The 26,618-nt window shown below is 71.9% G+C and carries 28 protein-coding genes and 1 tRNA gene; 6 read left to right on the plus strand and 23 right to left on the minus strand.

The window, feature by feature from the left end; genetic code table 11:
• From ACYU7H_RS09340 to ACYU7H_RS09360, 5 genes are all read right to left on the minus strand, one after another.
• Window positions 1–813 carry an ABC transporter permease gene (locus ACYU7H_RS09340; protein WP_460814177.1) on the minus strand — a complete coding sequence of 271 codons (813 nt, stop codon included), beginning with the start codon at window positions 811–813 and terminating at the stop codon, window positions 1–3.
• Window positions 810–2,009 (minus strand): cystathionine gamma-synthase, encoded by a 1,200-nt coding sequence (locus ACYU7H_RS09345; RefSeq protein ID WP_460814179.1) that lies wholly within the window; start codon window positions 2,007–2,009, stop codon window positions 810–812. The genes ACYU7H_RS09340 and ACYU7H_RS09345 overlap by 4 nt, the downstream gene beginning before the upstream one ends.
• 97 nt (window positions 2,010–2,106) lie before the next feature.
• Complete coding sequence (locus ACYU7H_RS09350; RefSeq protein ID WP_460814181.1) at window positions 2,107–3,483, minus strand: pyridoxal-phosphate dependent enzyme; 1,377 nt, start codon at window positions 3,481–3,483, stop codon at window positions 2,107–2,109.
• Between the two features lie 205 nt (window positions 3,484–3,688).
• On the minus strand, window positions 3,689–3,907 hold the full coding sequence (locus ACYU7H_RS09355; RefSeq protein WP_460814183.1) for a YdcH family protein: 219 nt from the start codon (window positions 3,905–3,907) through the stop codon (window positions 3,689–3,691).
• Window positions 3,908–4,305: 398 nt separating this feature from the next.
• On the minus strand, window positions 4,306–5,259 hold the full coding sequence (locus ACYU7H_RS09360) for a DUF4398 domain-containing protein (protein ID WP_460814185.1): 954 nt from the start codon (window positions 5,257–5,259) through the stop codon (window positions 4,306–4,308).
• Window positions 5,260–5,356: 97 nt separating this feature from the next.
• Here ACYU7H_RS09360 and ACYU7H_RS09365 point away from each other — a divergent pair, with 97 nt between their 5' ends.
• Window positions 5,357–6,472, plus strand: coding sequence for a PilT/PilU family type 4a pilus ATPase (locus tag ACYU7H_RS09365; protein WP_460814187.1), 1,116 nt, complete (start codon window positions 5,357–5,359; stop codon window positions 6,470–6,472).
• A 42-nt stretch (window positions 6,473–6,514) separates the two neighbouring features.
• Here the strand turns inward: ACYU7H_RS09365 and maiA are convergent, their stop codons facing one another.
• From maiA to ku, 4 genes are all read right to left on the minus strand, one after another.
• Window positions 6,515–7,177, minus strand: a complete 663-nt coding sequence (gene maiA / locus ACYU7H_RS09370) for a maleylacetoacetate isomerase (protein ID WP_460814189.1) — start codon at window positions 7,175–7,177, stop codon at window positions 6,515–6,517.
• Window positions 7,178–7,285: 108 nt separating this feature from the next.
• A complete protein-coding gene (locus ACYU7H_RS09375; RefSeq protein WP_460814191.1) occupies window positions 7,286–8,275 on the minus strand; it encodes a fumarylacetoacetate hydrolase family protein in 990 nt (329 codons plus the stop codon).
• 241 nt (window positions 8,276–8,516) lie between these two features.
• A complete protein-coding gene (gene ligD, locus ACYU7H_RS09380) occupies window positions 8,517–11,096 on the minus strand; it encodes a DNA ligase D (RefSeq protein ID WP_460814192.1) in 2,580 nt (859 codons plus the stop codon).
• 9 nt (window positions 11,097–11,105) lie between these two features.
• Window positions 11,106–12,005, minus strand: coding sequence for a non-homologous end joining protein Ku (gene ku / locus ACYU7H_RS09385; protein ID WP_460814194.1), 900 nt, complete (start codon window positions 12,003–12,005; stop codon window positions 11,106–11,108).
• A gap of 158 nt (window positions 12,006–12,163) precedes the next feature.
• On the opposite strand from ku, the gene ACYU7H_RS09390 reads away from it, so the two are divergent.
• A complete protein-coding gene (locus ACYU7H_RS09390) occupies window positions 12,164–12,376 on the plus strand; it encodes a hypothetical protein (protein ID WP_460814195.1) in 213 nt (70 codons plus the stop codon).
• A 124-nt stretch (window positions 12,377–12,500) separates the two neighbouring features.
• On the opposite strand, the gene ACYU7H_RS09395 is transcribed toward ACYU7H_RS09390, so the two are convergent.
• The 3 genes from ACYU7H_RS09395 to rplM form a co-directional block, all read right to left on the minus strand.
• Window positions 12,501–12,575 (minus strand) — tRNA-Gln (locus tag ACYU7H_RS09395).
• A gap of 74 nt (window positions 12,576–12,649) precedes the next feature.
• Window positions 12,650–13,042, minus strand: coding sequence for a 30S ribosomal protein S9 (gene rpsI, locus ACYU7H_RS09400; protein WP_460814197.1), 393 nt, complete (start codon window positions 13,040–13,042; stop codon window positions 12,650–12,652).
• 68 nt (window positions 13,043–13,110) lie between these two features.
• Window positions 13,111–13,554 carry a 50S ribosomal protein L13 gene (gene rplM, locus ACYU7H_RS09405; protein WP_460814199.1) on the minus strand — a complete coding sequence of 148 codons (444 nt, stop codon included), beginning with the start codon at window positions 13,552–13,554 and terminating at the stop codon, window positions 13,111–13,113.
• 191 nt (window positions 13,555–13,745) lie between these two features.
• On the opposite strand from rplM, the gene ACYU7H_RS09410 reads away from it, so the two are divergent.
• Both ACYU7H_RS09410 and coq7 read left to right on the plus strand, forming a co-directional pair.
• The gene (locus tag ACYU7H_RS09410) at window positions 13,746–14,942 is read left to right on the plus strand and encodes a (Fe-S)-binding protein (protein ID WP_460814201.1); all 1,197 of its coding nucleotides are present in this window, start codon (window positions 13,746–13,748) and stop codon (window positions 14,940–14,942) included.
• A 9-nt stretch (window positions 14,943–14,951) separates the two neighbouring features.
• Window positions 14,952–15,590, plus strand: coding sequence for a 2-polyprenyl-3-methyl-6-methoxy-1,4-benzoquinone monooxygenase (gene coq7 / locus ACYU7H_RS09415; protein WP_460814203.1), 639 nt, complete (start codon window positions 14,952–14,954; stop codon window positions 15,588–15,590).
• Between the two features lie 86 nt (window positions 15,591–15,676).
• On the opposite strand, the gene speD is transcribed toward coq7, so the two are convergent.
• Window positions 15,677–16,465, minus strand: a complete 789-nt coding sequence (gene speD, locus ACYU7H_RS09420; protein WP_460814205.1) for an adenosylmethionine decarboxylase — start codon at window positions 16,463–16,465, stop codon at window positions 15,677–15,679.
• Between the two features lie 168 nt (window positions 16,466–16,633).
• On the opposite strand from speD, the gene crp reads away from it, so the two are divergent.
• Window positions 16,634–17,323, plus strand: a complete 690-nt coding sequence (crp, locus tag ACYU7H_RS09425) for a cAMP-activated global transcriptional regulator CRP (protein WP_460814207.1) — start codon at window positions 16,634–16,636, stop codon at window positions 17,321–17,323.
• Window positions 17,323–17,784 carry a GNAT family N-acetyltransferase gene (locus ACYU7H_RS09430; RefSeq protein ID WP_460814208.1) on the plus strand — a complete coding sequence of 154 codons (462 nt, stop codon included), beginning with the start codon at window positions 17,323–17,325 and terminating at the stop codon, window positions 17,782–17,784. The genes crp and ACYU7H_RS09430 overlap by 1 nt, the downstream gene beginning before the upstream one ends.
• Window positions 17,785–17,788: 4 nt before the next feature.
• Here ACYU7H_RS09430 and ACYU7H_RS09435 read toward each other — a convergent pair whose 3' ends face one another.
• The 10 genes from ACYU7H_RS09435 to ACYU7H_RS09480 form a co-directional block, all read right to left on the minus strand.
• A complete protein-coding gene (locus ACYU7H_RS09435) occupies window positions 17,789–18,547 on the minus strand; it encodes a haloacid dehalogenase-like hydrolase (protein ID WP_460815027.1) in 759 nt (252 codons plus the stop codon).
• A 131-nt stretch (window positions 18,548–18,678) separates the two neighbouring features.
• Window positions 18,679–19,494, minus strand: coding sequence for an indole-3-glycerol phosphate synthase TrpC (trpC, locus tag ACYU7H_RS09440; protein ID WP_460814210.1), 816 nt, complete (start codon window positions 19,492–19,494; stop codon window positions 18,679–18,681).
• A complete protein-coding gene (locus ACYU7H_RS09445) occupies window positions 19,491–19,850 on the minus strand; it encodes an antibiotic biosynthesis monooxygenase family protein (protein ID WP_460814212.1) in 360 nt (119 codons plus the stop codon). The genes trpC and ACYU7H_RS09445 overlap by 4 nt, the downstream gene beginning before the upstream one ends.
• A complete protein-coding gene (gene trpD / locus ACYU7H_RS09450; RefSeq protein WP_460814214.1) occupies window positions 19,847–20,908 on the minus strand; it encodes an anthranilate phosphoribosyltransferase in 1,062 nt (353 codons plus the stop codon). The genes ACYU7H_RS09445 and trpD overlap by 4 nt, the downstream gene beginning before the upstream one ends.
• Window positions 20,909–20,937: 29 nt before the next feature.
• On the minus strand, window positions 20,938–21,531 hold the full coding sequence (locus ACYU7H_RS09455; RefSeq protein ID WP_460814216.1) for an anthranilate synthase component II: 594 nt from the start codon (window positions 21,529–21,531) through the stop codon (window positions 20,938–20,940).
• A gap of 142 nt (window positions 21,532–21,673) precedes the next feature.
• Window positions 21,674–22,408 carry a hypothetical protein gene (locus ACYU7H_RS09460; protein ID WP_460814217.1) on the minus strand — a complete coding sequence of 245 codons (735 nt, stop codon included), beginning with the start codon at window positions 22,406–22,408 and terminating at the stop codon, window positions 21,674–21,676.
• 282 nt (window positions 22,409–22,690) lie between these two features.
• Complete coding sequence (trpE, locus tag ACYU7H_RS09465; protein ID WP_460814219.1) at window positions 22,691–24,214, minus strand: anthranilate synthase component I; 1,524 nt, start codon at window positions 24,212–24,214, stop codon at window positions 22,691–22,693.
• Between the two features lie 147 nt (window positions 24,215–24,361).
• Window positions 24,362–25,318, minus strand: a complete 957-nt coding sequence (yegS, locus tag ACYU7H_RS09470) for a lipid kinase YegS (RefSeq protein WP_460814220.1) — start codon at window positions 25,316–25,318, stop codon at window positions 24,362–24,364.
• A 255-nt stretch (window positions 25,319–25,573) separates the two neighbouring features.
• On the minus strand, window positions 25,574–26,245 hold the full coding sequence (rpe, locus tag ACYU7H_RS09475; RefSeq protein ID WP_460814222.1) for a ribulose-phosphate 3-epimerase: 672 nt from the start codon (window positions 26,243–26,245) through the stop codon (window positions 25,574–25,576).
• Between the two features lie 19 nt (window positions 26,246–26,264).
• Window positions 26,265–26,612, minus strand: coding sequence for a J domain-containing protein (locus ACYU7H_RS09480; RefSeq protein ID WP_460814223.1), 348 nt, complete (start codon window positions 26,610–26,612; stop codon window positions 26,265–26,267).
• Between the last annotated feature and the right edge of the window lie 6 nt (window positions 26,613–26,618).

Here is a 26,618-nt window from a genome sequence, read left to right on the forward strand (position 1 = left end):
TCAGATCCACACGGCGATGAAGCGCGCGTACCGGCGGTAGACCGCCGCGGCCAGGAGCACGCCGCCCACGGTCAGGCCGGCCACCACCCAGTAGGTCGGCCGTTCGATGGTTTCGCCAAGCAACGGCGCCCGGACGAGTTCGATCAGGTGGAACGCCGGGTTGAGCCGGGCGACGAAGCCGCGCCACGTGTCGGGCGGCATCAGGTCCGCACGCCACACGATGGGCGTGAGGAGGAACCCGAAGATGAAGATGGTGGCCGAGAACTCGTGGAGGTCCGGCAGCCTGGCACCGAGGACGGCGAAAACGACGCCGAGCCATGCGATGTTCACCACGAACAGCGGGAGCGTCAGGAAGAGGGTCAACGCGCCCGCGACGCTTGCGCCGGAGACCGCCACCAGCGGGACCACCACCAGCGCGGTCACCACGAAATAGAAGGCCGACTTCGCGATGATCCGCAGGACGTAGTCCGTGTAGCGGATCCGGCCGTCGAGGATGAACGCCCGGTGGGTCGCCATCGTCGTCGACGCCCCCGTGATCACCTGGGTGATGGTGCGCCAGAGCAGGTACCCGATCCCGAGGTGGACCATGAACGGCAGCGACTCGACGCCGAACAGCAACGAATAGAAGTAACCGATCCCGAACACGTAGCAGACCGGGGGCAGCATCACCCACACCAGTCCGAGCGCGGATCGCCGGTACTTGGTGACCAGGTCCAGCCAGGACGAGAACGCCCAGAAGTCCGGCCGCTTGAGGCTGGCGGCGAAATCGACCGCGAGACTGCTGTGCGCGACCGATCGGAAGGCTTTGCTCATCGAACGGCGGTTCCCGCGAGTGCCGCGTCCAGGTCCGCCCGCAGGTCCTCCAGCGCCTCCACCCCCACGCTCAACCGCACGAGGCTGTCCGAGATCCCCAGCGCCTCGCGCCGTTCGGCCGGCACGCTCGCGTGCGTCATCACCGCCGGATGGTTGACCAGGCTCTCCACGCCGCCGAGCGACTCGGCCAGCGCGAACAGTTCGGTCCGCTCGCAGAACCGCTTCGCGGCCTCGTAGCCGCCCTTGAGCACGATCGAGACCATGCCGCCGAAGCCGTCCATCTGGCGGGCGGCCAGTGCGTGGTGCGGATGCGATGCGAGGCCGGGGTAGACGACCTTCTCCACCGCCGGGTGCGCCTGCAGCCACTCCGCCAGCGCCTGCGCGTTCTCGCAGTGCGCGCGCATACGCAGGTGCAGCGTCTTCAGGCCACGCAACGCCAGGAAGCTGTCGAACGGCCCCTGCACGCCACCGACGGCGTTCTGCAGGAACGCCATCCGGTCGGCCAGGTCGGCGTCGTCGCCGACCACCGCCATGCCGCCGACGATGTCCGAGTGGCCGTTGAGGTACTTGGTCGCCGAATGCATGACGATGTCGGCGCCGTGCTCGATCGGTCGCTGCAGGATCGGCGAGGCGAAGGTGTTGTCGACCACCATGACCAGCTTGTGCTTCCTGGCGATCGCGGAGATCGCCGCCAGGTCGACCACCTTCAGCATCGGGTTGGTCGGGGTCTCGACCCACACCATGCGCGTCTTCGGGGTGATCGCGGCCTCGAGGGCGGCCGGGTCGGTCAGGTCGACGAAGCTGAAGTCCAGCGCGGCGCTGCGGCGGCGGACGCGCTCGAACAGCCGGAAGCTGCCGCCGTACAGGTCGTCCATCGCGACCACGTGGTCGCCGCTGTCGAGCAGCTCGAGGATCGTCGCCGTGGCCGCCATGCCCGACGCGAAGGCGAACCCTCGGGTGCCGCCCTCGAGTTCGGCCACGCAACGCTCGTAGGCGAAGCGGGTCGGGTTGTGGCTGCGCGAATACTCGAAACCCTGGTGCTCGCCCGGGCTGGACTGGGCGTAGGTCGAGGTCGCGTAGATCGGCACCATCACGGCGCCGGTGCTGGGGTCGGGCGACTGGCCGCCGTGGATCGCCAGGGTGCCAAGCCCCCGGCGGCCCGCGCCGGCCCGGGCGCCCTGGTCGTGTCCGCTCATGCCGGTCGCTCCGGTCGTGCTGCAAAGGGCGGGAATTCTAGCATCGGGGCGGCCCGGCCGGCCGCCCGCGCACCGTTCAGGAACCCGGCGCGCCGGGCTACTGCACCCGCCGCCGCAGCCAGTTCAACAGGTCGATCCGCGTGATCAGGCCGAGGAACGTGTCGCCGTCCATCACGATCGCCACGTGCCCGCGGTCGAACACGGGCAGCAGCGCCTGCACGGGCGATCTCACGTCGAGGATGTCGAGCTTGGACACCATCGCCGTGGACACCGGGTCGCGGAAGCGGTCCTCGTCGCCGTACACGTGCAGCAGCATGTCCGACTCGTCGAGGATGCCAACGATGCGGTCCCCGTCCATGACGGGCAGCTGCGAGATCTCGTACAGCTTCATCCGCTGCCAGGCGGTGACCAGCAGGTCGTTCGGGCCCACGACCACGGTGTCGCGGTGCGTGTAGGGGCGCAGGATCAGGTCGCGCAGGTCGCCGTGCGTCTCGCGCTCGAGGAAGCCGTTGTCCAGCATCCAGTAGTCGTTGTACATCTTCGACAGGTACTTGTTGCCCGTGTCGCAGACGAACACCAGCACGTTCTTCGGCTCCGCCTGTTCGCGGCAGTACCTCAGCGCGGCCGCCAGCAGGGTGCCGGTCGACGAGCCGCCGAGGATCCCTTCCTTCTCAAGCAGCATCCGCGCGGTCAGGAAGCTTTCCCTGTCCGGGATGGCGTAGGCCTTCTTCACCCGCGAGAAGTCGGAGATCGTCGGCAGGAAGTCCTCGCCGATGCCCTCCACCATCCAGCTGGCGGACTTGTCCGACAGCGTGCCCTCGTTGATGTACTCGGCCAGGATCGAGCCCACCGGGTCGGCCAGCACCAGTTCGGTCTTCGGCGAGTGTTCCGCGAAGCAGCGCGACAGGCCGGTCATCGTCCCGGAGCTGCCGCAGCCGAACACGATCGCGTCCAGCCCGCCCTCGCCTTCCATCTGGCGCAGGATCTCCGGCCCCGTGCCGAACTCGTGCGCGGCCGGGTTGTCCGGGTTGCCGAACTGGTTGACGAAGTAGGCGCCCGGCGTCTCGTCGGCGATGCGCCTGGCGAGGTCCTGGTAGTAGTCCGGGTGGCCCTTGGCCACGTCCGAGCGGGTGAGCACGACCTGCGCGCCCATCGCCTTGAGGTTGAAGATCTTCTCCCGGCTCATCTTGTCCGGGACCACGAGCACCAGCTTGTAGCCCTTCTGCCGGGCGACCAGCGCCAGGCCGATGCCGGTGTTGCCCGCGGTGCCCTCGACCAGGGTGGCGCCGGGCTTGAGGTCGCCACGGCGCTCGGCGGCCTCGATCATGCTCACGCCGATCCGGTCCTTGACCGACCCGCCGGGGTTCTGGCTCTCGAGCTTGAGGTAGAGCCGGCACGGGCCGGCGTCGATGTGGCGGGCGCGGACGATCGGCGTTTCGCCGATCAGCTCGAGGACGGAATCGTGGACGGACATTCGGGACCTGGCGTGCGCCGGCGCGCGGCGAAGCGGCGATTATCGGCGCTCGCCCCCGGGAAGTCAGGCCGAGGGCGCCGCGGCCTGCCGGCCGGGGCCACGCATCCGGGGGATGGCGGGCGACGACGGCCCGACGAGGAAGGGCCGTCGCCGCCCGCGCTCCGGGCGTCGCGCCAGTCCCGCGCGATGGCGCGGGCGGCGCGGGTCAGTGGTGCAACTGGTCGTACAGGCGGGTGAGCCGGTCCTTGGCCGCGAGCTTCTCGCGCTTCATCTGCGACAGCGACGTGTCGTCGACGGGGAGCACCCCGAGCTCGGCGTCGAGGACCTTCTTGTCCAGGCGCTGGTGGTGCTGGTAGAGCTGCCGGAACTCGTCGTTGGACTTCATCAGCGCGTCGAGTTCCGCCTGCGGTTGCCCTTCGAACATGGATGCCTCCTTCACTGGGGATGGGGCGGCGACACGCCGCGCCCTGGGGGGAATCCCGCCCCCGCACGCGCCACGGGCACGCACGAAGGCAGACGCCCCGGCCGGTCGGGCACGGGGCGTCGGATTGTCTGGTTCGGTATGGCCGGGACGCGACGCTCGCTCGTGGCATCCCGGCCGCCATCGCCGGCCTGGAGACCAGCGGCGGGCTCCCGGGAATTGACGACGTTGCTCATCGACCCGACTCGGCCAGGCGGCGGGGAGACCGCCCGGGTATCCGACCCTACTCCCCTCCCATGGGGTCGGCAAGGGCCGTGCAGCGGTCACGGTCCCGGGCGCAGACGACGCCCTTGTGGGCGTCGCAGGTCGATCTCAAGCCATTGATTACAAATAGGAAATGATCACTCGTCGCCGTCGAGCGCCTCGGCCTGCCTGAGCAGCTCGGCCTCCTGCCGCTCCAGTTCAGCGGCGCGCGCGCGGGCCTCGCGCAGGCGCCTGGCCTGCTCGCTCGCGACGTCCTCCAGCACGCCCTCGGTCTCGAGCCGCGCCGCGGTTTCCATTTCGGCCGCGGCACGCAGGCGCGCGGCCTCCTCGGCGGCCACCTGCGCCTGGATGCGCAGGCGCTCGGCCTCCATCCGTGCACGCTCCGCCTCCTGCCGGCTGGCCTCCACCAGCAGCGCGCTGCGCTCGCGTTCCAGGCGCGCGACCTCCCGGTGCAGCAGCTCGGTGCGCGCGGTGATCTCGGCTGCCTCCACGCGCTTGCGCGCGATGAACAGCGCGTCGGGCTTGTCGCGGTTGCGGGCCATCGACAACGCGTCCAGCGCCTGCCGCGCGCGCAGGCGTTCGTACGCCGCCAGGCCCTGCAGGCGCGGATCCGCATCCAGCGCGGACAGCCGCAGGACGAGGCCACCCTCAGTCTCCGCGTCGGCCGACGGGGGCATCGGGCCGAGCTGGATCGCGGCCGAACCGGAGGCATCCACGCGCAGCTGTTCCTGCAGCGCCGACACCTCGGCGGCATCGCGCGCGCGTTCCGCCTCGGCGCGCGCGGCCTCGCTGCGGGCGTGCGCCAGGTCGGCGACCGCCGCCGCGGCGAGCGCCAGCTTGCGGGCCGCGTCGTCGTCGCCGGCGGCCATGGCGGCCTGCGCGCGGGCATGCGCGTCGCGGGCGGTGTCCAGCTCCGCCTGCGCGTGCTGGTCGGCATCGGCGGCCGCGGCGCGCTCCACCGCCTGCGCGGCGGCGGCAAGTTCCGTGGTGGGCGGCGGCAGGGTCGCGCATCCGCCAAGCGCGACGGCCATCGCGGAAGCTGCGAACAGCGCCTGCAGCGGTTTCCGGAATTGTGCGAAGCTTGCGTTCATATGGGGAGCCGTGGCGGAGGGGGCGACGCGCGGCCAATTGTGGGGACACCCGCGGCGCGCTTGCAAATGCGCCGCCCGAACCGATTCAGGAGCGCGCATGGACATCGGCTACTTCCTCAAGCTGATGACGGAGAAGAACGCCTCGGACATGTTCCTCACCACCGGCGCGCCGGTGTACATCAAGGTGGAGGGCAAGCTCCACGCGCTCGGGAACACCGGCCTGCCGGCCGGGATGGTCAAGAAGATCGCCTACTCGCTGATGGACGAGGGCCAGGTGCCCCAGTTCGAGCGGGACCTGGAGATGAACATGGCGGTCGCCCTGCAGGACTCCGGGCGCTTCCGCGTGAACGTGTTCAAGCAGCGCGGCGAGGTCGCCATGGTGATCCGCGCGATCCGCAGCGTGATCCCGACCATCGAGGAGCTGCAGCTGCCGCAGGTCCTCAAGGACATCATCATGGCGCCGCGCGGCCTGGTGCTGATCGTCGGCTCGACCGGCTCGGGCAAGTCGACCACCCTCGCCTCGATGATCGACCACCGCAACAGCACCACGTCGGGCCACATCCTCACCATCGAGGACCCGATCGAGTACCTGCACAGGCACAAGAAGTCGATCGTCAACCAGCGCGAGGTCGGCCTGGACACCCACGCCTTCCACAACGCGCTCAAGAACGCGATGCGCGAGGCGCCGGACGTCATCCTGATCGGCGAGATCCTGGACGCGACCACCATGGAGGCGGCGATCGCCTTCGCCGAGACCGGCCACATCTGCCTGGCCACGCTGCACTCCAACAACGCCGACCAGACGATCGAGCGCATCCTCAACTTCTTCCCAGAGGGCGCGCACAAGAACGTGCTGATGAACGTGGCGCTGAACCTGCGCGCGATCGTGTCGCAGCGCCTGGTGGTCGGCAAGGACGGCCGGCGCATGCCCGCGGCCGAGGTCCTGATCAACACCCCGATGATCCGCGACCTGCTGCGCCGCGGGCAGATCCACGAGATCAAGCAGGCGATGGAGGAATCGCTGGAAGAAGGGATGGAGAGCTTCGACCAGTGCCTGTTCCGCCTGACCAAGGAAGGCAAGATCGAGAAGGAGGAGGCGCTGCGCGCCGCCGACTCGCGCGATGGCCTCGCGCTGAAGTTCCGGCTGTCCGAGGGTGCCTCCGGCGAGCACGATCCCTACGCGGACGTGTTCGAGAGCGACGGCGCGCGATAGGCCGTCCTCCAAGGGCCGGCATGCCCGGCCCGCCCGGCACCGTCAGGCCGGGGGGGCGTCCAGCTGGCGTTCGGGCGCGGCGTCGCGGAAGGCGGGCAGCGCCAGGCACGCCGCCTCGATCCGTTGCAGCGCGGGGAACGCGTCCAGGTCCACGCCGAAGCGGCGTGCGTTGTACATCTGCGGGATCAGGCACACGTCGGCCAGCGTGGGCGTCTCGCCTTCGCTGAAGGCGCCGGTGGCCGGGTTGTCGTCGACCAGCGCCTCGTAGGCGCGGAACCCCTCGACGATCCAGTGCCTCACCCAGTCGTCGCGCTCGGCCTGGGGCACGTTCCACTGGCGGTCGAAGAACTGCAGCACGCGCAGGTTGTTGAGCGGATGCACGTCGCAGGCGATCAGCTGGGCGAGCGCCCGCACGCGCTGGCGGTCGCGCGCGATGGCCGGCAGCAGCATCGGTGCGGGCCACGTCTCATCGAGGTACTCGAGGATCGCGAGCGACTGGCGCATCGTCCGGTTGCCGTGCTGGAGCACCGGCACGAGGCCCTGCGGATTCGCCTCGCGGAACTCCGGCAGGTGCTGCTGGCCGCCGTCCTGCAGCAGGTGCACCGGCACGGTCTCGTAACGCAGCTGCTTGAGGTTCAGGCCGATGCGCACGCGGTACGCGGCACTCGAGCGCCAGTAGGAATACAGGCGTATCCGGTCGTTCAAGCTCCGCTCCCCTTGCGGCCGACGCGGGCGCGCGTCGCGCGGCCCGGCGGCCACCTTAGCCCGGACCGGCGACCGGGCAAAGACCGCCGGTCGCCACCGGACGCCCGCTCAGTCCGCGGGCGGCCGCTCGACCACCTGTTCGATCGCCCCGAAGATGCTGCGGCCCTCGCCGTCGAGCATCTCGATGCGGACGCGGTCGCCGAAGGACATGAAGGGCGTGCGCGCCTCGCCGTGCTCCAGGGCCTCGACGGTGCGGCGCTCGGCGAAGCAGGAGGCGCCCCTGGACGTGTCCTGGTTGGCGATGGTGCCCGAACCGACGATCGTCCCCGCCGACAGCGGGCGCGTCTTCGCCGCGTGCGCGACCAGCTGCGAGAAGTCGAACTGCATGTCCACGCCCGCTTCCGGCGCGCCGAACCATTCGCCGTTGACGTGCGTCACCAGCGGCAGGTGCACCTTGTTGTCGCGCCAGGCTTCGCCGAGTTCGTCCGGGGTCACGAACACCGGGCTGAGCGCGGAACGTGGCTTGGACTGCAGGAAGCCGAAGCCCTTGGCGAGTTCGCCCGGGATCAGGTTGCGCAGCGACACGTCGTTGACCAGGCCCACCAGCTGGATGTGGCCCGCGGCGGTCGCCGGATCGGCGCCCATCGGCACGTCGTCGGTTACCACGACGATCTCCGCCTCCAGGTCGATCCCGTGCGCCTCGCTCGGCACGCGCACCGGGTCGCGCGGGCCGTAGAAGCCGGCGCTGGTGGCCTGGTACATCAGCGGATCGGTGTAGAAGCTTTCGGGCACTTCGGCGCCACGCGCCCTGCGCACGCGCTCGACGTGCGGCAGGTAGGCGCTGCCATCCACGAACTCGTAGGCGCGCGGCAGCGGCGCGGCCAGGCGCGCGACGTCCAGGTCGAACGCGCCGTCGGCGCTGCCGTCCTCGAGCGCCTCGAACAGGGCGTTGAGCCGCGGGGCGACGTTCGACCAGTCCTCCAGCGCGCGCTGCATCGTCGGCGCGATGCCGGTGGCCTGCACCGCGCGCGAAAGGTCGCGCGAGACGACGACGAGGGTGCCGTCGCGACCGCCTTCCTTGAGGCTTCCGAGTTTCATGGGGGCTCCTGTCTTGGTGGGGATGCGTTCCAGGCCGCAATGCCTGGCCGGAACAAGAGGCTCATGCGGCAACCGGGCACTCCGCGGAGGTGCCGAAGTGCGGCGGTGCCGCTTTTCCCTCGGTCAGGGCATCCTGCCCTGACTCGGGCGCCGCACCGCCACACTTCGGCCGATCGCCTCGCCGGCTCTCATGCAAAAGATGCGGATCGCGCGCGGCCGGCGATTGTATCGCGCCGTCGATTCAGCCTTCGGGCAATCGCTGGTCGCTGGCGTCCTCCCAGCCTTCCCAGGGATCGGATTTCAGGCGCGCGGCGCGGTTGCGCGCGGCGGCGAGGTCGTAGTGGTCGCCGCCGCGCGTGCGGCCCAGTTCCTCCCAGCGCACGGGCATCGCGACGCCGGCGCCGGGCCTGGCACGCAGCGACCAGCTGGCGATCGACGTCGCGCCGCGGCCGTTGCGCAGCCAGTCGATGAAGATCCGGTTGCGCCGTTGCGCCTTGCTCGCGGTGGCGGTGAAGCGCTTCGGCGCCACCTGCGCCATGGCCTTGGCGAACGCCTCGCAGAAGCCCTTGGCCTGGGCCCAGCCGTGGACCGACGCGATCGGCAGCACGACGTGGACGCCCTTGCCGCCGGACAGCCGCGCGAACGAGGCCAGCTGCACGGAGGCCAGGCGGTCGCGCACCTCGCGCGCGGCGTCGATCATCGCCGGCCAGTCGACGCCGGGGCCGGGGTCCAGGTCGAAGACGAGCACGTCCGGATGCTCGAGGTCCTCGACCCTCGCGCCCCAGGGATGGAACTCCAGCGCGTTCATCTGCACCAGGTCGATGACGCCCTCGACGTCGTGGACCGCGATGTACCGCGCGCGGCCGCCCGCCTTCTCCTCGAGCGCGACCGCGTCGACGTGGTCGCCGAGCGACTCGGCGAAGTGCTTCTGGAAGAAGCATTCGCCGCCGACGCCGTCCGGGCAGCGCAGCAGCGACAGGGGGCGGGCCGCGATGCCGGGCAGGATGCGGTCGGCGACGGCGCGGTAGTAGTCGGCGACCTCGCCCTTGGTGATGCCCGGCCCCGCGTAGACCACGCGATCGGGGCTGCTGATGCGGGCCGGCGCTTCGCTGCGGGTCGCCGGACGGGCCCGCGCGGCCGCCGCGCGCGGGCGACTGGAGCTCCCGGACCTGCGCCGCTTCGGAGGCGCGTCGTCGCCGGCCGCGGCGGCCCGGCCGCGCGTCGTGGCGCGCGATGGCGCCTGCACCGGCGCCTTGTCGTCGCGGACGCGCAGGAACGAGGCCTGCCGCAACAGGCCCTCGCGGCCCCAGCCGCGGAAGGCGACTTCGACGACGAGCCGGGGATGCACCCAGGTGACGTCCCGCTCGCGCAGCGGCGTGTGCGCGGGCAGCTCGACGGCGCCTTCCCCGGTCTCCAGCTTCCGCAGCCGCCGCGAGAGGTCCTTCAGGGTCGCCTCGTCGAAGCCGCTGCCGACGCGGCCGACGTAGCGCAGCCTGCCGTCGTCCTCGCGGCAGGCGAGCAGGAGCGCGCCCAGCCCCGTGCGCGAGCCCTGCGGGGCGGTGTAGCCGACCACGACGTAGTCCTCGCCGCGGTGGTGGCGGAGCTTCAGCCAGTCGTCCGTGCGCCGGGACGCGTAGGTCGCACCCACGCGCTTGCTGACGATGCCCTCGAGCCCGGCGGCCTCCGAGGCGGCGAAGGCTTCGGCGCCGTTGCCCAAGCCGTGGCTGCTGTAGACCAGCCGCAGGTCGTCGTTGCCTTCGAGCAGCGCGCGCAGCAGGGCCTTGCGGTCGACCAGCGCCGCGCCGCGCAGGTCCACGCCGGCGAGCGTCGGCAGGTCGAACAGGATGTAGCGCAGGTCCCCGGTCCGCCGGCGCTTGATGGCCGACTGCAGCTTCCCGAAATCGCTGCGGCCCCCGTCGTCGAGTGCGATCAGCTCGCCGTCGAAATCCGCGTCGCCGATGGACAGCGCCTCCAGCGCCTCGACAATGCCGGGGAAGTCGCCGGTCCAGTCCAGTCCGTTGCGCGAGCGCAGGCGCGCGCGGCCGTCTCGCAGGCGGGCGAGCAACCGGTAACCGTCCCACTTCACCTCGTGCAGCCAGCCGGCGCCGGCGGGCGGCACCTTGCGCGCGGTCGCGAGCTGGGGCGGGATGTCGGCATCGGGGTCGACGAGGTCCCTCGCGCCGTCGACGGCCGATGCCTTGCGCGCCCACGTCGCGCCGCGCCCGCGACCCGTTCGCCTGGAGCCGCCTGCGCGCTTCGTCGGCTTCCCGGGTGACGCGGCTCGACGTGCAGGGGCGGCCGGCGCGGCGTCGAGCATGTCGTCGGCCTCCAGGTCCGCGGCGTGCGCGTCGTCCGCCTTCATCAGCAGCCATTGCGGCTTGCCGCCGCGCGGGCGCGTGCGCACCAGCTTCCACCGGCCCCGCAGGCGCTCGCCGTCGAGGACGAAGTCGAGCTTGCCGGCCGCGATCGCCTCGCCCGCGTCGCCGTCCGTCGACCAGGTGCCGCGGTCGAACAGCGCGACGTGCCCGGCGCCGTAGTGCCCCTCGGGAATCTCGCCGGCGAAGTCCGCGTAGTCGATCGGATGGTCCTCGACCTCGACCGCCAGGCGCTTGTCGGACGGCCGCAGCGACGGCCCCTTCGGCACCGCCCAGCTGCGCAGCACGCCGTCGACTTCCAGCCGGAAGTCGTAGTGCCGCGCGCGGGCGTGGTGCAGCTGGACGACGAAGATCGGATCGCCCTTCCCCCGCCGCCGTCGCGATGCGGGCCCCGGCTCGGGCGTGCCCTCGAACCGGCGCTTGTCGCGGTAACGCTCCAGGGCCACGGGGCGGGGTCAGGCCGACTTGCGCGAGCGGGTCGACTTCTTCGTGGCCTTGCGCGCGGCCTTCTTCGCCGGCTTCGCCTTCTTGCTGACCGGCGCGGCCTTCTTCGCGGGCGTGCGCTTGTTGTCGGCGATGCTCTTCTTCAGCAGCGACTCGAAGTCGACCACGTTGGTCGCCGCGTCCTCGCGCACCACCTCGTCCTCGTCCCGGGCGACGGTCATGCCCTCGAGCCGCTGCTCGATGATCGCGCTCAGGCGCTCGCGGTATTCGTCCCGGTAGTCCTCCGGCTTCCAGTCCGCCGCCATGGACTCGACCAGCTGCGCGGCCATCTCCAGCTCCTTCGCGCTGACCCGGTAGTCGGCCGGCTTGCCCTCCGGCAGCTTGTAGTCGTCCAGGTCGACCAGCTCCTGCGGATAGCGCATCAGCAACAGGACCAGGGCATCGGCCTGCGGCAGGACGGCGCACAGGTACTCGCGCTTGCGCACCACGACCCGCGCGATGCCGATCTTCCCGGTCCTGCGCAACGTCTCGCGCAGCAGGACGTAGCCCTTCTCGGCCTTCTTGCCCGGGACCAGCACGTAGGGCTTCTCGAAGAAGCGTGGCGAGACCGCGTCGGCGTCGACGAACGCCTCGATCTCGACGGCCTCCTTCGACTCGCTGGCGGCCGCCGCGAAATCCTCGTCCTCGAGCACGACGTAGCTGCCCTTGTCGTACTCGAACGCCTTGACCACGTCCTTCCAGGGCACCTCGACGCCGGTCTCGGCGTTGACGCGCTCGTAGCGCACCGGGCTGTTGTCGCGGGCGTCGAGCATGCGGAACTGCAGGTCGACCGACTTCTCGCCCGGCATCAACTTGACCGGGACATGCAGCAGGCCGAAGGACAGGGTTCCGGTCCAGATGGCGGCAGGCATCGGGCGGCTCCGGCGGCGGGCGGGCCACCCAGTCTGGGCCGGGCCCGTGACGCGCCCGTGAGCCGCGCATTCAGCGGTTCGTGACGCCCGGGTAACGAACGCGGGCCTACAACCTGTCCCCCCGGCCGGGGCCACCGGCCGCGCAGGAGGTTCGAACGATGGCCCAACGCAGGCACGCGCGCCGTCCGCGCACCGAAGGTCCCCGCGAATGGATGCAGTTCATGCCGGATGCCCCCGAGCCGGCATCCCCGGGGCCGCCGCGCTACGACAGCGTGCGGATGGACATCTTCGGCGATACGGGCTGGGCGCCGGACGAATCGGTCCAGGTCCGCGCCTGGCACGCCGAGCGCCGCGTGGCCCCGCGCGGCTGACGCCTCCCCGCCGCCGCGGCGGGGATCCCTCGGGAGAGGATCACCGGGAAAACGAAAAGGCCCGCCGATTGGCGGGCCTTTCGTGTGTCGCGTCCCGGACGGCGGGGCCGTCGGCGGGTGGATGTGGCAGCCCCGGATGGATTCGAACCACCGAATGCCTGAGTCAGAGTCAGGTGCCTTACCACTTGGCGACGGGGCTGTGGGCGTTGGATTGTAGCGCCGATGGCGGGCGTGGACACCCGCCACCGGTTGGACCGCCGATTTGACGGCCGATCAGCGCTTCGAGAACTGCGTCGCGCGACGGGCCTTGTGCAGGCCGACCTTCTTGCGCTCGACCTCGCGGGCGTCGCGGGTCATGAACCCGGCGCGGCGCAGCTCGGACTTCAGCGACTCGTCGTACTCCACCAGCGCGCGGGCGATGCCCAGGCGGATGGCGCCGGCCTGGCCGGTGGTGCCGCCGCCGGAGACCGTCACGTTCACGTCGAAGCGGTCGGTCGACTTCGTCAGCTCGAGCGGCTGGCGCACGATCATGCGCGCGGTCTCGCGGCCGAAGAACTCGTCCAGCGGACGGTCGTTGACGGTGATGTTGCCCTCGCCCTTGCGCAGGAACACGCGGGCGGTGGAGGACTTGCGACGGCCGGTGCCGTAGTTGTGCTGGGTAGCCATGCTTTTACCTTTGGAAGTCCGCACGCGGCGTGCGGGCCCGGGAAGAGGACGCGGTCGGCGGCCGGGGATCAGATGTCCAGGACCTGCGGCTGCTGGGCGGCGTGCGGGTGCTCGGCGCCGGCGTAGACCTTGAGCTTGCGGTACATCGCGCGGCCCAGCGGGTTCTTCGGCAGCATGCCCTTGACCGCGATCTCGATGACGCGCTCCGGGTGGCGCTCCAGCGCCTGGCCCAGGGTCTCGGTCTTGAGGTTGCCGATGTAGCCGGTGAAGCGGTGGTACTTCTTGTCGGCCAGCTTGTTGCCGGTGACCGCCACCTTCCCGGCGTTGACGACCACGATGTAGTCGCCGGTATCGACGTGCGGGGTGTAGACCGGCTTGTGCTTGCCGCGCAGGCGGCGGGCGATCTCGGCGGCGAGGCGGCCCAGGGTCTTGCCCTCGGCATCGACGACGTACCAGTCGCGCTGCACCGTCTCGGGCTTGGCACTGAACGTCTTGGCGGTGAGGTTCTTCATGGCGGTCTGCTTCGATACCTGGTCGGGTTGGTTCCGGGCCCCTGGAGACAGGCTGGCGGCCGGAACTTCGCCTCGCGATGTGGACGCCACGGCCGGCAGGCCGGGCAAAGAAGCGGAATGATAGCCGCCGGACCGGGACGCCGCAACCACCCGGGTCCGGTGGCGCGGGGCCGGTGCTAGCATCGCCGCCGATGCCCGAGGCCGCCCCCCGATCCGCCGACCGCCCCGCCGCCGGCGCCCCGGGCCGGATCGTGGCCCTGGACGACCAGTGCGTCCAGTGCGGGCTCTGCCTGCCGGCCTGCCCGACCTACGGCCTGGACCGGCTCGAGGCGGAATCGCCGCGCGGGAGGATCGCCCTGGCCCGGGCCTGGGCCCTGGACACCGTGCCCCCCACGCCCGCGGGCGACGCCCATCTCGACAATTGCCTGGGCTGCCGGCGCTGCGAGGCGGTCTGTCCGGCCGGCGTCCGCTACGGGCCCCTGCTGGTGGAGGCGCGCGCCGCGCAGCGCGCGCGACGCTCCGCCGGGTTGCGCCAGCGACTGGTCGAGTGGCTGGTCGCGCGCCGGGGGACCCTGAACGTGCTCTTGGAAGTCTACCGGCGCGCCTGGCCGTGGCTCCCCATGCCGTGGCGGCCGCTGCCGCGCCCCCCCCGCCGGCCGGCAGGCGATGCCGGCGCCCGGCACGCGACCTCCGGGGGCACCGCATTGTTCGTGGGCTGCGTCGCGGATGCCTACGAGGCATCGCTCCGCGCGGCCGTCGCAACGCTGTGCGCCCGGGCGGGCGTGGGGCTCGACATCCCGGTGGGCCAGCGGTGTTGCGGCGCGCTGCATGCCCACGCCGGCGACATGGCGTCCGCGGCCACGCTCGCGTCGGCGAACGCCGCCACGTTCGAAGGCGCCGCCGCCGTACTCACGCTGGCGACGGGCTGCCACGACGCGGTCGCCGGCGCCCTGCCGGCGGGCCGCGCCATCGACGCCGCGCGCTTCCTCGCCGGACGCGCCGACGCGATCGCGTTCGCGCCGCGCCACGAGCGCGTGGCCTTGCACCTGCCCTGCACCCAGCGCAGCGTCGCCCGCAGCGATGCCGCGACCCGCGAGCTGCTCGCCCGGGTGCCCGGCCTGGAGGTGGTCGAACTCGACGCGGACCCGGCGACCCGCGGCTTCGGGTGTTGCGGGGCGGCGGGCAGCACGATGCTGGCCGATCCGGACCGCGCGGCGGAATTCCGTGCGCCGCTGCTGGCGCAGCTGCGGGCCAGCGGCGCCACCCGCCTGCTGAGCGCCAACATCGGCTGCCGGCTCCACCTCGCCAACGGTACGCCGCTGCCCGTGCTGCACCCGCTCGAATTCCTGGCCGATTGCCTCGCGGCACCCGGCGCGCGCGCCGGCTAGAGTAGGCGCATGCACCGCCACCTCACGCCGCTCGACCGCCTCATCGATGCCGCGCAGAACGCGCTGGGCACCCTGTCGGGCGTGGCCCACGCCGAACGCGCGAACCCCGGCGCCAGCGAGGCCGACGTGGTCCTCGACGAGGCCGAGCGCCGCCACGCGGCCGGCCTGATGCGCATCAACCACGTCGGCGAGGTCTGCGCGCAGGCGCTCTACATGGGCCAGGCCGCGGTCGCGCGCGACCCCGCGACCCGCGCCCACCTCCTCGAGGCGGCGCAGGAAGAAACCGACCACCTCGCGTGGTGCGCGCAGCGGCTGGAAGAGCTCGACGACCGGCCGAGCCTGCTCAACCCGGTCTGGTACGCCGGCAGCTGGACCATCGGCGCGCTCGCCGGCCTGCGCGGCGACGGCTGGAACCTGGGCTTCGTGGTCGAGACCGAGCGCCAGGTCGAGGCGCACCTGGACGCCCACCTGCAGGACCTCCCCGAGGCGGACGGCCGCAGCCGCGCGATCCTGCGCACGATGAAGGCCGACGAGGCCCGCCACGCCGACGAGGCCCGGTCGCGCGGCGCCCGCACGTTGCCGCCACCGGTGCCCACGGTCATGGCCGCCGCGTCGCGGCTGATGAAGGCGGTCGCCTACAGGATCTGATCGCCCCCACGCGGACGCGCCCCGCCCACCACGGAAAAGGCCCGCGATCGCGGGCCTTCGCATGTCCGGAGACGCGCCGGCGCGCGTCAGGTGAGGTTGCGGCCGTGGAACAGTTCCTCGATCTCGCGCTTGAGCAGCGCCTCGATGCGCATGCGCTCCTTGAACGACAGGTTCTTGGCCTGCTCCTCGAACAGGTACTGGTCGAGGTCGAAGTTCTTCAGGTGCATCTTCGTGTGGAAGATGTTCTCCTGGTACACGTTCACGTCGAACATCTCGTAGCGCGAGCGGATGTTCTTCGCCAGGTAGTCCTGGATCGAGTTGATCTTGTGGTCGATGTAGTGCTTGCGGCCCTTCACGTCGCGCGTGAAGCCGCGCACCCGGTAGTCCATGATGACGATGTCGGACTCGAGGCTCTCGATCAGGTAGTTCAGGGCCTTCAGCGGCGAGATGACGCCGCAGGTCGCCACGTCGATGTCCGCCCGGAAGGTCGCGATGCCGCCGTGCGGGTGCGTCTCCGGGTAGGTGTGCACCGTGATGTGCGACTTGTCCATGTGGGCGACGACGGCGTCGGAGATCACGCCCTTGGCCGCGGCCTTGTCGACCACCGGCTGCTCGCTGATCAGGATCGTCACCGACGCGCCCTGCGGGTCGTAGTCCTGGCGCGCGATGTTGAGGATGTTCGCGCCGATGATCTCGGCCACGTCCGTCAGGATCTGGGTCAGCCGGTCGGCGTCGTACTGCTCGTCGATGTACTCGATGTAGCGCTGCCGTTCGTCCTCGGACACGGCGTAGCACACGTCGTAGATGTTGAACGAGAGCGCCTTCGTCAGGTTGTTGAAGCCCTGGAGCTTCAGGCGCGGCAGCGGCTTGACCACGGCAGGGTCCCCGGCGGTACGGCAAGGCCGGCGATTATGCGGCATCGCGTCCCGCGGGGGAACGCCGCCGCTCGTCCGCGCGCCGCGCGTGCGCGCGGCGCGGCGCCCGGGTTTGCCGCTCGCGCCCCATCCGCCTAAGCTGCGCCGAATGTCCCGGACCCCGTGCCCATGAGCCCGATCACGCCTCCGCACCTGACGCCACTGCGCCGGATGAACAGCCCGCTGGCCCCGGATGCGCCCGTGATCGAGCGATTCCTCGCGCACTGCCACCGCCGCCGCTACCCGAACCGGACCGACGTGTTCCGTCCCGGCGACCCCGCCGGCACGCTCTACTACATCGTGTCCGGCTCGGTCAGCGTCATCACCGAGGAGGATGACGGGCGCGAACTGGTCCTGGGCTACCTGGGCCCGGGCGAGTTCGTCGGCGAACTCGGCCTGTTCGTGGAGACCGAGCGGCGCGAGGTGGCGCTGCGCACCCGCAGTGCGTGCGAGCTGGCCGAGATCGACTACGAGCGGCTCTACCAGCTCCTGACGGGGCTGCTGGTCAACGACGCGCCGCGGCTGATGTGGGCGATCGGCGCGCAGATCTCGCGGCGCCTGCTCGACACCAGCCGCAAGGCGGGCCGGCTGGCCTTCCTCGACGTGACCGACCGCATCGTGCGCACGTTGCACGACCTGTCCAAGGAGCCCGAGGCGATGAGCCATCCCGAGGGGACCCAGCTGCGGATCTCGCGCCAGGAGCTCTCACGCCTGGTCGGCTGCTCGCGCGAGATGGCGGGCCGCGTGCTGAAGAAGCTCCAGGCCGACGGCCAGCTGCACGCCCGCGGCAAGACCATCGTCCTGTACGGGACACGCTGATGCCGGCGGCGTCCGCAGGCATGGCCGCGGACGTGCTGCTGCGGGCCGCCATGCCTGCGGACGGGGACGACGTCGCCGGCCTGCTCGGTGCCCTCGGCTATCCCTGCGACGTCCGCGAGGCGGTCGCGCGCATCGCCACCGTGGCCGCGGACCCGCGCCAGGTCCTGGTGGTCGCGGTCGAACGCGGCCGCGTGCGGGCGATGCTGGCGCTGCACACCATGTATTCGCTCGCGCGGGGCGCCGACATCGTTCGCATCACCGCGCTGGTCGTGGCCGAGGATGCACGTGGCCACGGACTGGGGCGTCGCCTGCTCCGGGAGGCCGAGCGTTTCGCCCGGACCTGCGGCGCGCAGCGGCTGGAGATCAGCAGCGGCACCCAGCGCACCGGCGCGCATGCCTTCTACCAGGCCTGCGGCTACGGCGAGAGCGGCCGCCGGTTCGTCCGCCCGCTCGGCGACTGAGCCCTCAGCCGACGGGCGCCCCGGCGCGGTCCGCGCAGCCCCAGTTGATGATCGGCGTGCCCGCGGGCAGCACGCGGCGGAAGCGCTCGACCGCGGCGGGCTTCGGGTTCACGACCACCGGCGCCTCCGCCGCGCGCAGCAGCGGCAGGTCGGCGCTGCTGTCGGAGTAGGCGCGCGCGATCGCGCCGCCGAACCCGGCCTCGCGCAGCATCGTCATCTTCATCTCCGCGTGGCAGTGGCGCACGGCGACCACCGCGCCCAGGCGCGGCCCGACCACGGTGCCGACCACCGGCAGGTCCTCGTGCGCGACGAACGCGAGGATCGCCCGCGCCAGTTCAGGCGGCGCCCCGGTGGCCACGACCACCCGGTCGCCGGCCTCGCGGTGCCGGTGCAGGACGTCGAGCGCCACCGGCAGCAGCCGCGCGCGCAGGTGGTCGGCGTGGCCGAGCACGTACCGGTCGATCAGCGAATCGAGGTCGCGACGCCGGTGCAGCCCGACGCTGCCCGCCCACACGAATCCGGAGATCCCGACGCGCCGCGTGGGCAGGAAGGCGATCATCGGCGCGAACACCGGGGCGATCAGCGCGGCGAGCACCACGCGCCACCAGGCACGCCGGATCATCCACGCGAACAGGTGGCCGCCGGAGTCGCCGTCGTAGAGGGTGTGGTCGAAGTCGAAGACGACCAGCGGGGCATTCCGCGCGGCTTCACGGCGCGCCGCCGGGCTGGCCGCGGTGGGCTCGCCCTCGCCGCCCGAGGGCATGTCGGCCACGGCGCGGTCGCCGTCCGGGGGTGCCGCTTCGTCCCTGCCTTCGCCCACCGGCACCTCCGCTCCCTTCGCTCCTGCCCGCGGGGCATGATCGCATCGCGCACCCGGCGCGCGCGAGCGCGCCCTCAGTCGAACAGCGCGCGGAGCGCCCGGCCCGGATCCGGCGCGCGCATGAAGGTCTCCCCGACGAGGAAGGCGGGCACGCCGGCGGCGCGCATGCGCGCGACGTCCCCGCGCGTCGCGATCCCGCTTTCGGTCACGAGCGTCCGGCCGGGGGCAACCCGCCTTCGCAGCTCGAGCGTGGTGTCCAGGGAGACATCGAACGTCCGCAGGTCCCGGTTGTTGACGCCGAGGAGCGGATGCCGGCCATCGACGGGCCCCAGGCGCAACGCGCGCTCGAGTTCGGCGCGGTCGTGGACCTCCACCAGCACGTCCATGCGCAGTGCGATCGCCTCCGCGGACAGCCGTTCGAGCGACGCATCGTCCAGCGCGGCCACGATCAGCAGGATGCAGTCGGCCCCCAGGGCACGCGCCTCGACGACCTGGTAGGGATCGACGGTGAAGTCCTTGCGCAGCACGGGCAGGCCGCACGCCGCGCGCGCGGCCACGAGATGCGCGTCGGCGCCCTGGAAGAAATCGACGTCGGTCAGCACCGAGAGGCAGGTCGCGCCACCCGCCTGGTACGACGCCGCGATCTCCGCCGGGTCGAACGCCGGCCGGATCACGCCCTTCGACGGACTGGCCTTCTTCACCTCGGCGATGACCGCCGGCGCGCCGCGGGCGGCGGCGTCCTCGAGCGCACGTGCGAACCCGCGGGGCGCCGATGCCGCGGCGGCCCGTTCGCGCAACCGCGCGATGGGCATCCCGGCGGCGCGCGCGGCGACCTCCTCGTGCTTGCGCGCGATGATCCGGCGCAGGATGTCCGGCGGCGCGGCGCTCATTCGCCGTCGACCCGCGCCTGGCCGTAGGCACGCGTGACCCGGGCCACGCGCACCTCGAAATGGGCGTACCAGGCCCGGCGACCGCGCTCGCGGACGCGCACGTGCTCCGCATGCATCTTCCAGGCACGGATCGCATCCTCGGACGCCCAGTAGCTCGTGGTGATGCCGAACCCGCGCTCGTCGCGCGCCGTCTCCATGCCCAGGTAGCCAGGCACCCGGCGTGCCAGTTCGACCATGCGCGCGCTCGCCGCCTCGTAGCCCGCGGGGTCCTGGTCCGTCCGCGTCGAACTGAAGATGACGACGTAGTAGGGCGGCGCCGGCGTGCTGGCGAACCCCTCGGGGGCCTCGATGGTCATCCGGTGCGCTCCTTCCCGGCAGGGCCGCCATCCTGCACCGCCTGCGTCGCCTCGACGAAGGCCTGCAGGCGCGCGCGGGCAGCGCCGGAGGCGATGGCGGCCCGCGCGCGCGCGATGCCGTCGGCGATGTCGCCGGCCACGCCCGCCACGTACAGCGCCGCGCCGGCGTTGAGCGCGACGATCTCCAGCGGCAGGCCCGGCCGCCCTTCGAGCACGTCCAGGACCATCGCCCGGGATTCCGCCGCATCCGCCACCTGGAGGTTGCGCGTGGCCGCCATCGCGATGCCGAAATCCTCCGGATGCACCTCGTACTCGCGCACGCGCCCGTCGCGGAGCTCGCCCACGAGGGTGGCCGCGCCCAGCGACAGCTCGTCCAGGCCATCGCGGCCCCACACCACCAGCGCCCGCTCCGCGCCCAGGCGCTGCAGCACGCGCACCTGGATGCCCACCAGGTCCGGGTGGAACACGCCCATCAGGATCGATGGCGCGCCGGCGGGGTTGGTCAGCGGCCCGAGGATGTTGAACAGCGTGCGCACGCCCATCTCGCGGCGCACGGGCGCGACCACCCTCATCGCCGGATGGTGCACCGGCGCGAACATGAAGCCCAGGCCGACGGTGTCGATGCAGCGCGCGACCGCCTCCGGGGGCAGGTCGATGCGCGCGCCGAACGCCTCCAGCACGTCGGCGCTGCCGGACTTCGACGACACGCTGCGGTTGCCGTGCTTGGCGACGCGCGCGCCGGCGGCGGCGACCACGAACATGCTCGCGGTGGAGATGTTGAAGGTGTGCGCGCCATCGCCGCCGGTACCCACGATGTCGACCAGGTGCGTCCGGTCGGCGACAGCCACCGGGCGCGCGAACTCGCGCAGCACGCTCGCCGCGCCCGCGATCTCGCCGACGGTCTCCTTCTTGACGCGCAGGCCGGTGAGGATCGCCGCGGTCATGGCCGGCGAGACCTCGCCACGCATGACCTGGCGCATCAGGTCGACCATCTCGTCGTGGAAGATCTCGCGGTGCTCGATCGTGCGCTGCAGCGCGTCCTGCGGGGTCATGGGCATCGTGCGCCTCGCATCGGGTGGGGTCGCGCTCACGTGCGCGCCAGGAAGTTCTGCAGCAGCGCGTGGCCGTGCTCGCTGAGGATCGACTCGGGATGGAACTGGACGCCCTCGACCGGATGGTCGCGGTGGCGCAGGCCCATGACCTCGTCGAAGACCGCGTGCCCGGCGCCGTCGTCGCGCTCGGTCCAGGCCGTCACCTCGAGGCAGTCGGGCACCGAATCGCGCGCCACGACCAGCGAGTGGTAGCGCGTGGCCTCGTAGCGGTCCGGCAGGCCGGCGAACACGCCGCCGCCCCGGTGGCGGATGCGCGAGGTCTTGCCGTGCATCACCTCGCGCGCCCGCACCACGCGCCCGCCATAGGCCTGGCCGATCGCCTGGTGGCCCAGGCACACGCCGAGGATGGGGATCGTCGGGCCGAGCGTGCGCACCAGTTCCAGGCACACGCCGGCCTCGTCGGGCGTGCAGGGTCCCGGGGAGATCACGATGCGCTCGGGCGCCTTCCGGGCGATGGCCTCGACGGTCAGCGCGTCGTTGCGGACCACCTCCACCTCCGCCCCGAGCACCTGGAGGTACTGCACGAGGTTGAAGGTGAAACTGTCGTAGTTGTCGATCATCAGGAGCATGGACTGATCCCTGGCGAGGACGTCCACGCCGAAGCCGGGTTGCGGAAGCGGACATGCACGCGCCGCCCGGTGGGGCGGCGCGGTCGTGCCGATGGGGTGGCCGGCGCTGCGGCGCGCACCGTCGCGCCGCAGGGGGACGCGCTCAGCCGGCGGCCGCCGCCTGCATCGCCACGCGGCGCACCGGCAGCTGCACCGGCGGATTGTCCTGGCACGCGCCGCCGACGCGGTCGTTCAACGCCTCGAGCATCGCGGGCTGGACCACCAGGCACGTGACCAGGTTCTCGACGACGTCCAGCATCTGCTCGGCGCGGTCGCGGTCGATCGCCGCCACGTCCGAGAACGCCTGTTCGAAGGGCCCGTCCGGTCCGAGCAACTGGACCGTGCGCTGCAGCGGGCGCGCGCAGCCGGGCTGCGTCGCAAGCGCCTCGAGCTGGCGGTGCGGTGAAAGGTCCTGGCGGTCCTTCGGCAGCAGGATCGGGGCCAGCCCCTCGACCATGTGGCGCAGGGTCAGCGCCGCCGCGCCGTAGTGGCCGGCATTGAACAGGCGGAGCACCGAGTCGTACTCGCGTGCAAGCGGCCGCGACATCGCCTCCAGGTGCTCCACGCCGCGCAACGGCCTGCGCTCGCCCGGCGGCGGCGTCACCCACAGGGCGTCGTCGATTGCCTTCGCGTTGCCGTCCACCAGCTGGACCAGCTGCACCGTCTTCTCGCACAGCTCGCAGGGCGCCTCGGCGGCCGCGATCCGGATGCCGTGTTCCTGCCACGGCCGGCTGTGGAAGCGGGCGCGCTCGCCGCAATGCGGGCAGCGGAGCTCGAGCGTCCGCGGCAATCCACTCACGTAGCGCGCCTGCACGTCCTGCTGGTTGACCGGTTCCATGCTGTCCTCCCTGGCATGCGTCCGGTCGGGACGCCGGACGCCGGTGCATTGGAGGTTCGCTGTCGTGAATTCGACGTCCAAGCGGGCGCGCGCACGTGCGCGTGGAGACGTCGGATGCGACTCCGCCGGCGCGGAAGACCTTCTGGAAGCCGCGCCACGCAAGGGGTTTCACCACGCCTTGAAGATCCGCAACGCATCCGGAACCGGGGTTCGCGGGCACGGGAACCATTGCGGCTGTCCGGGTGCCGCGCACCCCGTGTGCCGTCGATCGGCCGGTCGCGCTCACAGGCCCCTCGCCGCTTCGGCCACGGCGCGGAACAGCGCGCGGCCCTTGTGCATCGTCTCGTGCCATTCCCGCTCCGGGTCGGAGTCGAACACGATCCCGGCGCCCGCCTGCACGTGCAGCCGGCCGTCCTGGATCACCGCGGTGCGGATGGCGATGGCGGTGTCGGCGTCGCCGTTCCAGCCGATGTAGCCGATCGCGCCGGCGTAGAGGTTCCGGCGCACGGGTTCGAGCTCGCGGATGATCTCGAGCGCGCGGATCTTCGGCGCGCCGGACACGGTCCCGGCGGGGAACGTGGCCCTGAGCACGTCGGCATACGAGAGTCCGTCCGCGAGCCGCCCGGTGACCTCGCTGACGATGTGCATCACGTGGCTGTAGCGCTCGACCACGAACTGCTCGCCCACGCACACGGTGCCCGGCTCGGCGACCCGGCCGACGTCGTTCCGGCCCAGGTCGATCAGCATCAGGTGCTCCGCGCGCTCCTTCGGGTCGGCCAGCAGTTCCGCCTCCATGGCAGCGTCCGCCTCCGGCGTGTCGCCGCGCGGGCGCGTGCCGGCGATCGGGCGCACCGTGACTTCCCCGCCCTGCAGCCGGACCAGGATCTCCGGCGAACTGCCGACCACCTGCATCTCCCCGAGGTCCAGGAAATACATGTACGGGGACGGATTGAGCGCGCGCAGGGCGCGGTACACGTCCACGGGGCGCGCATCGAACGGCACCGACAGGCGCTGGCTCAGCACCACCTGGAACACGTCGCCCGCGCGGATGTATTCCTTGCAGCGCTCGACGGCGTCGATGAACCCCTCGCGGGTGAATCCGCTGGCGAAGTCGGCCTCGTCCACCCGGGTGCGCCCCAGCGGCTCCGGGTAGGGCGCACCGCCGTGGCGCAGGCGGTGCACGAGCTGGTCGAGCCGGCGCTGCGCGTGGGCGAAGGCATGGGGCGTGGAGGGGTCCGCGTGCACGACCAGCGACAGGCGGCCGCGCAGGTTGTCGAACACCGCGACCTCGTCGCTCTCCATCAGCAGGATCTCGGGCGTGCCGAGTTCGTCCGGCAGGCGCGTGGCGCGCAGCCTGGGCTCGATGTGGTCCACGCATTCGAACCCGAACCAGCCGACCAGTCCGCCCGAAAACCCCGGGAGGCCCTCGGCAGGCGCGACGCGGTGGCCGGTCCGCAGGCGCTCGACCTCCGCGAACGGGTCGTCCACCCGGCGCGTGCCGACCAGCTCGCCCGCCTCGGTTTCCACGAGGGTGTCGCCGATGAAGGCATGCACGCGGCGGGCCGGCAGCCCGATGATCGAGTAGCGACCGAAGCGCTCCCCGCCCTCGACCGACTCGAACAGGTAGGTGTGCGGTCCGTCGGCGAGCTTGAGGTACACCGAAAGCGGCGTATCGAGGTCGGACAGGACCTCGCGGACGACGGGGATGCGGGTGTAGCCCTCCGCGGCCAGGCGCTCGAAGCGCGCCTGCGCGTCGCGCGCGTCAGCGTGGGGCGGTCGGTGCTCGGTGGCGTCGGGCGACGTCATGGATCGGGTCTTCCTGCAGGCGGGTCGGGGCGTTGGCGACGGTGGAACGCCACCATCGCCAGCCGTCGGCCGCGCGGGAGTGCAGGGGTGCCCGGGAATCCATGGGTCGGGACTGTAGCGGCTTCGCGGCGCCGGCGCGAGCGCGGCCTAGGCGGCGGCGCCGCCCGCGACGGTTGCCTGCAGCAAGGGGCAGGCCGGGGGCAGGTGCATGCGGACGCGCCCGGCGACGCAGTCGATGTCGAACCACGTGGACTCGAGCGGCTCGCCGTCCAGGTTGAGCACGAAGGGCTCGGGCGCCTCGATCCGGACCCGGGGCAAGCGGGTCCGCACCGCGACGCGGTCCAGCGCGGCCTGCCGGCCTTCGGCCATCAGCGCGGCGACCGTCGCGCCGACCTCCCCGGTGAGGTCGGGGACGATGGTCAGCTCCAGCAGGTCGTCGTCCAGCAGCGCCTCGGGGCACAACGCCTGGCCGCCCCCCGCCTGCCGTCCGTTGCCGATGCCCAGGGCGATGAATTCGCCGGACCATGCGAAGCCCGGCCCCTCGACGCGCGCGGCGATCGGCTCGATGCGCCCGAGCTTCGCGATGCCGGTGATCAGGTAGGCCAGGCCACCGAGCATCTTCTTCAGTCCTTCGTCCGTCTCCACGGTCACCTGCGTGCCGAAGCCGCCGCTCGCCAGGTTCGCGCACCAGTGCGGCGCGCCGCGGTCGCAGGTGATGCGCAGCAGGTCGACGGGGTGGGCGGGCGCGTCGCCGACCAGCGACAGGGCCTCCGCGGGTGTCTCCGGGATGCCCGCCGCGGTCGCGAAGTCGTTGGCGGTGCCGAGCGGCACCAGCGCGAGGCTCGGCAGTCGGTCGGCATCCTCGTCGCGATGCGCGAGCGTGGCCGCGACTTCGCTCAACGTGCCGTCCCCGCCGGCGGCGATGATCGTGTCCACGCCGTCGGCGATCGCCTCCGCCACGTAGCGCTCCGCGTCGCCCCCTTCCCAGGTCACGCGCACGTCGAGCGCCACGCCGCGTCCCCGCATCGCGGCGACGGCCTCGCGCAGCGGCTCGTCGCCGGCGGACTTGCCGTTGAGGATCAGGCGCCAACGCGGCTTGGCCATCGGGCGCTCCGGCGGGGTTTCGGAAGGCGGCTCGGGGCTGACGAGGCTCGCAACGCCGCCGCGCAGGTGCGGTGAAGGCGCGCGCGCACGTCGCGGTTGTCACGGAACCGTCACCCGCCGTCCGGAGAATGGCGGGCCATCGCAGGGAAGAACGACGGAGGCGGGATGCCTCCAACTCTCTCCAGGCCGGTGCGCGACGCGCGCCGGCCTTTTTTCTTTGCGCGGATCGTCCTTGCGCGACCTGTCGAACCGGCTTCAGCGGACGCCGTCCACCGCCCGCTTCATCCGGCCGATGACGTCCGCGTAGTCGCCGGCGTTGAAGATCGCCGACCCCGCCACGAACGTGTCCGCGCCCGCCGCGGCGATCTGCGCGATGTTGTCGGCCTTGACCCCGCCGTCGATCTCCAGCCGCACGTGCGGTGCGCGCGCATCGATCATCGCGCGCACGCGGCGCAGCTTCTCCAGCGCGGAGGCAATGAAGGACTGGCCGCCGAAGCCGGGGTTCACCGACATCAGCAGCACCATGTCCAGGTCCTCCAGCACGTAGTCGAGCGCCTCCACCGGCGTCGCCGGGTTGAGCACCAGTCCCGCCCTGCAACCGGCGTCCCGGATCAACTGGACCGTGCGGTGCACGTGACCGCTGGCCTCTGGATGGAAGCTGATCACCGTGGCGCCCGCCTTCGCGAAGTCCGGCACGATGCGGTCCACCGGCTCGACCATCAGGTGCACGTCGATGGGTGCGGTGACGCCGTGCTTCCGGAGCGCCTCGCACACCAGCGGGCCGATGGTGAGGTTGGGAACGTAATGGTTGTCCATGACGTCGAAGTGCACCCAGTCGGCGCCGGCGGCGAGCACCGCGTCGACCTCCTCGCCCAGCCGGGCGAAGTCGGCGGAGAGGATCGAGGGGGCGATGACGGTCGGTTGCATGGCGGTCCTGCGGTTCGGGTCAGGGCTTGCGCTGGCTGCGGCGCAGCGCGTGGATGCGGTCGTACGCGTTGTTGATCTCCCGCGCGCGGCGCTCGGCCTGCTGGCGGAGTTCCGGGGCGGCCCCGGCGAGCCGGTCCGGATGGTACTGGGCGATCAGCCGGCGGTAGGCGCGATCGAGCTCCGCCTCGTCGACGTCCTCGGTGAGGCCCAGCACCCGGTACGGGTCGTCGCTGCGGCGCAGCCTGAACCAGTCCACGTCGAAGGCGTGGCCCAGCAGCATCCCGACCAACCCGCCCAGCAGGGGGTTGGCGCGGAACAGCGCGGCGCCGGCGACCAGCCCGAGCAGCTTTCCGTACCAGCGTTTCATCGGCGG

The organism is Luteimonas pelagia (assembly GCF_054776035.1).

Coding starts and splice junctions, on each gene's coding strand:
- ACYU7H_RS09340 (WP_460814177.1), bottom strand. CDS start 813: ATGAGCAAAGCCTTCCGATCGGTCGCGCACAGCAGTCTCGCGGTCGAT.
- ACYU7H_RS09345 (WP_460814179.1), bottom strand. CDS start 2,009: ATGAGCGGACACGACCAGGGCGCCCGGGCCGGCGCGGGCCGCCGGGGG.
- ACYU7H_RS09350 (WP_460814181.1), bottom strand. CDS start 3,483: ATGTCCGTCCACGATTCCGTCCTCGAGCTGATCGGCGAAACGCCGATC.
- ACYU7H_RS09355 (WP_460814183.1), bottom strand. CDS start 3,907: ATGTTCGAAGGGCAACCGCAGGCGGAACTCGACGCGCTGATGAAGTCC.
- ACYU7H_RS09360 (WP_460814185.1), bottom strand. CDS start 5,259: ATGAACGCAAGCTTCGCACAATTCCGGAAACCGCTGCAGGCGCTGTTC.
- ACYU7H_RS09365 (WP_460814187.1), top strand. CDS start 5,357: ATGGACATCGGCTACTTCCTCAAGCTGATGACGGAGAAGAACGCCTCG.
- ACYU7H_RS09375 (WP_460814191.1), bottom strand. CDS start 8,275: ATGAAACTCGGAAGCCTCAAGGAAGGCGGTCGCGACGGCACCCTCGTC.
- ku (WP_460814194.1), bottom strand. CDS start 12,005: ATGCCTGCCGCCATCTGGACCGGAACCCTGTCCTTCGGCCTGCTGCAT.
- ACYU7H_RS09390 (WP_460814195.1), top strand. CDS start 12,164: ATGGCCCAACGCAGGCACGCGCGCCGTCCGCGCACCGAAGGTCCCCGC.
- rpsI (WP_460814197.1), bottom strand. CDS start 13,042: ATGGCTACCCAGCACAACTACGGCACCGGCCGTCGCAAGTCCTCCACC.
- rplM (WP_460814199.1), bottom strand. CDS start 13,554: ATGAAGAACCTCACCGCCAAGACGTTCAGTGCCAAGCCCGAGACGGTG.
- ACYU7H_RS09410 (WP_460814201.1), top strand. CDS start 13,746: ATGCCCGAGGCCGCCCCCCGATCCGCCGACCGCCCCGCCGCCGGCGCC.
- coq7 (WP_460814203.1), top strand. CDS start 14,952: ATGCACCGCCACCTCACGCCGCTCGACCGCCTCATCGATGCCGCGCAG.
- crp (WP_460814207.1), top strand. CDS start 16,634: ATGAGCCCGATCACGCCTCCGCACCTGACGCCACTGCGCCGGATGAAC.
- ACYU7H_RS09430 (WP_460814208.1), top strand. CDS start 17,323: ATGCCGGCGGCGTCCGCAGGCATGGCCGCGGACGTGCTGCTGCGGGCC.
- ACYU7H_RS09435 (WP_460815027.1), bottom strand. CDS start 18,547: ATGCCCTCGGGCGGCGAGGGCGAGCCCACCGCGGCCAGCCCGGCGGCG.
- trpC (WP_460814210.1), bottom strand. CDS start 19,494: ATGAGCGCCGCGCCGCCGGACATCCTGCGCCGGATCATCGCGCGCAAG.
- ACYU7H_RS09445 (WP_460814212.1), bottom strand. CDS start 19,850: ATGACCATCGAGGCCCCCGAGGGGTTCGCCAGCACGCCGGCGCCGCCC.
- trpD (WP_460814214.1), bottom strand. CDS start 20,908: ATGCCCATGACCCCGCAGGACGCGCTGCAGCGCACGATCGAGCACCGC.
- ACYU7H_RS09455 (WP_460814216.1), bottom strand. CDS start 21,531: ATGCTCCTGATGATCGACAACTACGACAGTTTCACCTTCAACCTCGTG.
- ACYU7H_RS09460 (WP_460814217.1), bottom strand. CDS start 22,408: ATGGAACCGGTCAACCAGCAGGACGTGCAGGCGCGCTACGTGAGTGGA.
- trpE (WP_460814219.1), bottom strand. CDS start 24,214: ATGACGTCGCCCGACGCCACCGAGCACCGACCGCCCCACGCTGACGCG.
- yegS (WP_460814220.1), bottom strand. CDS start 25,318: ATGGCCAAGCCGCGTTGGCGCCTGATCCTCAACGGCAAGTCCGCCGGC.
- rpe (WP_460814222.1), bottom strand. CDS start 26,245: ATGCAACCGACCGTCATCGCCCCCTCGATCCTCTCCGCCGACTTCGCC.
- ACYU7H_RS09480 (WP_460814223.1), bottom strand. CDS start 26,612: ATGAAACGCTGGTACGGAAAGCTGCTCGGGCTGGTCGCCGGCGCCGCG.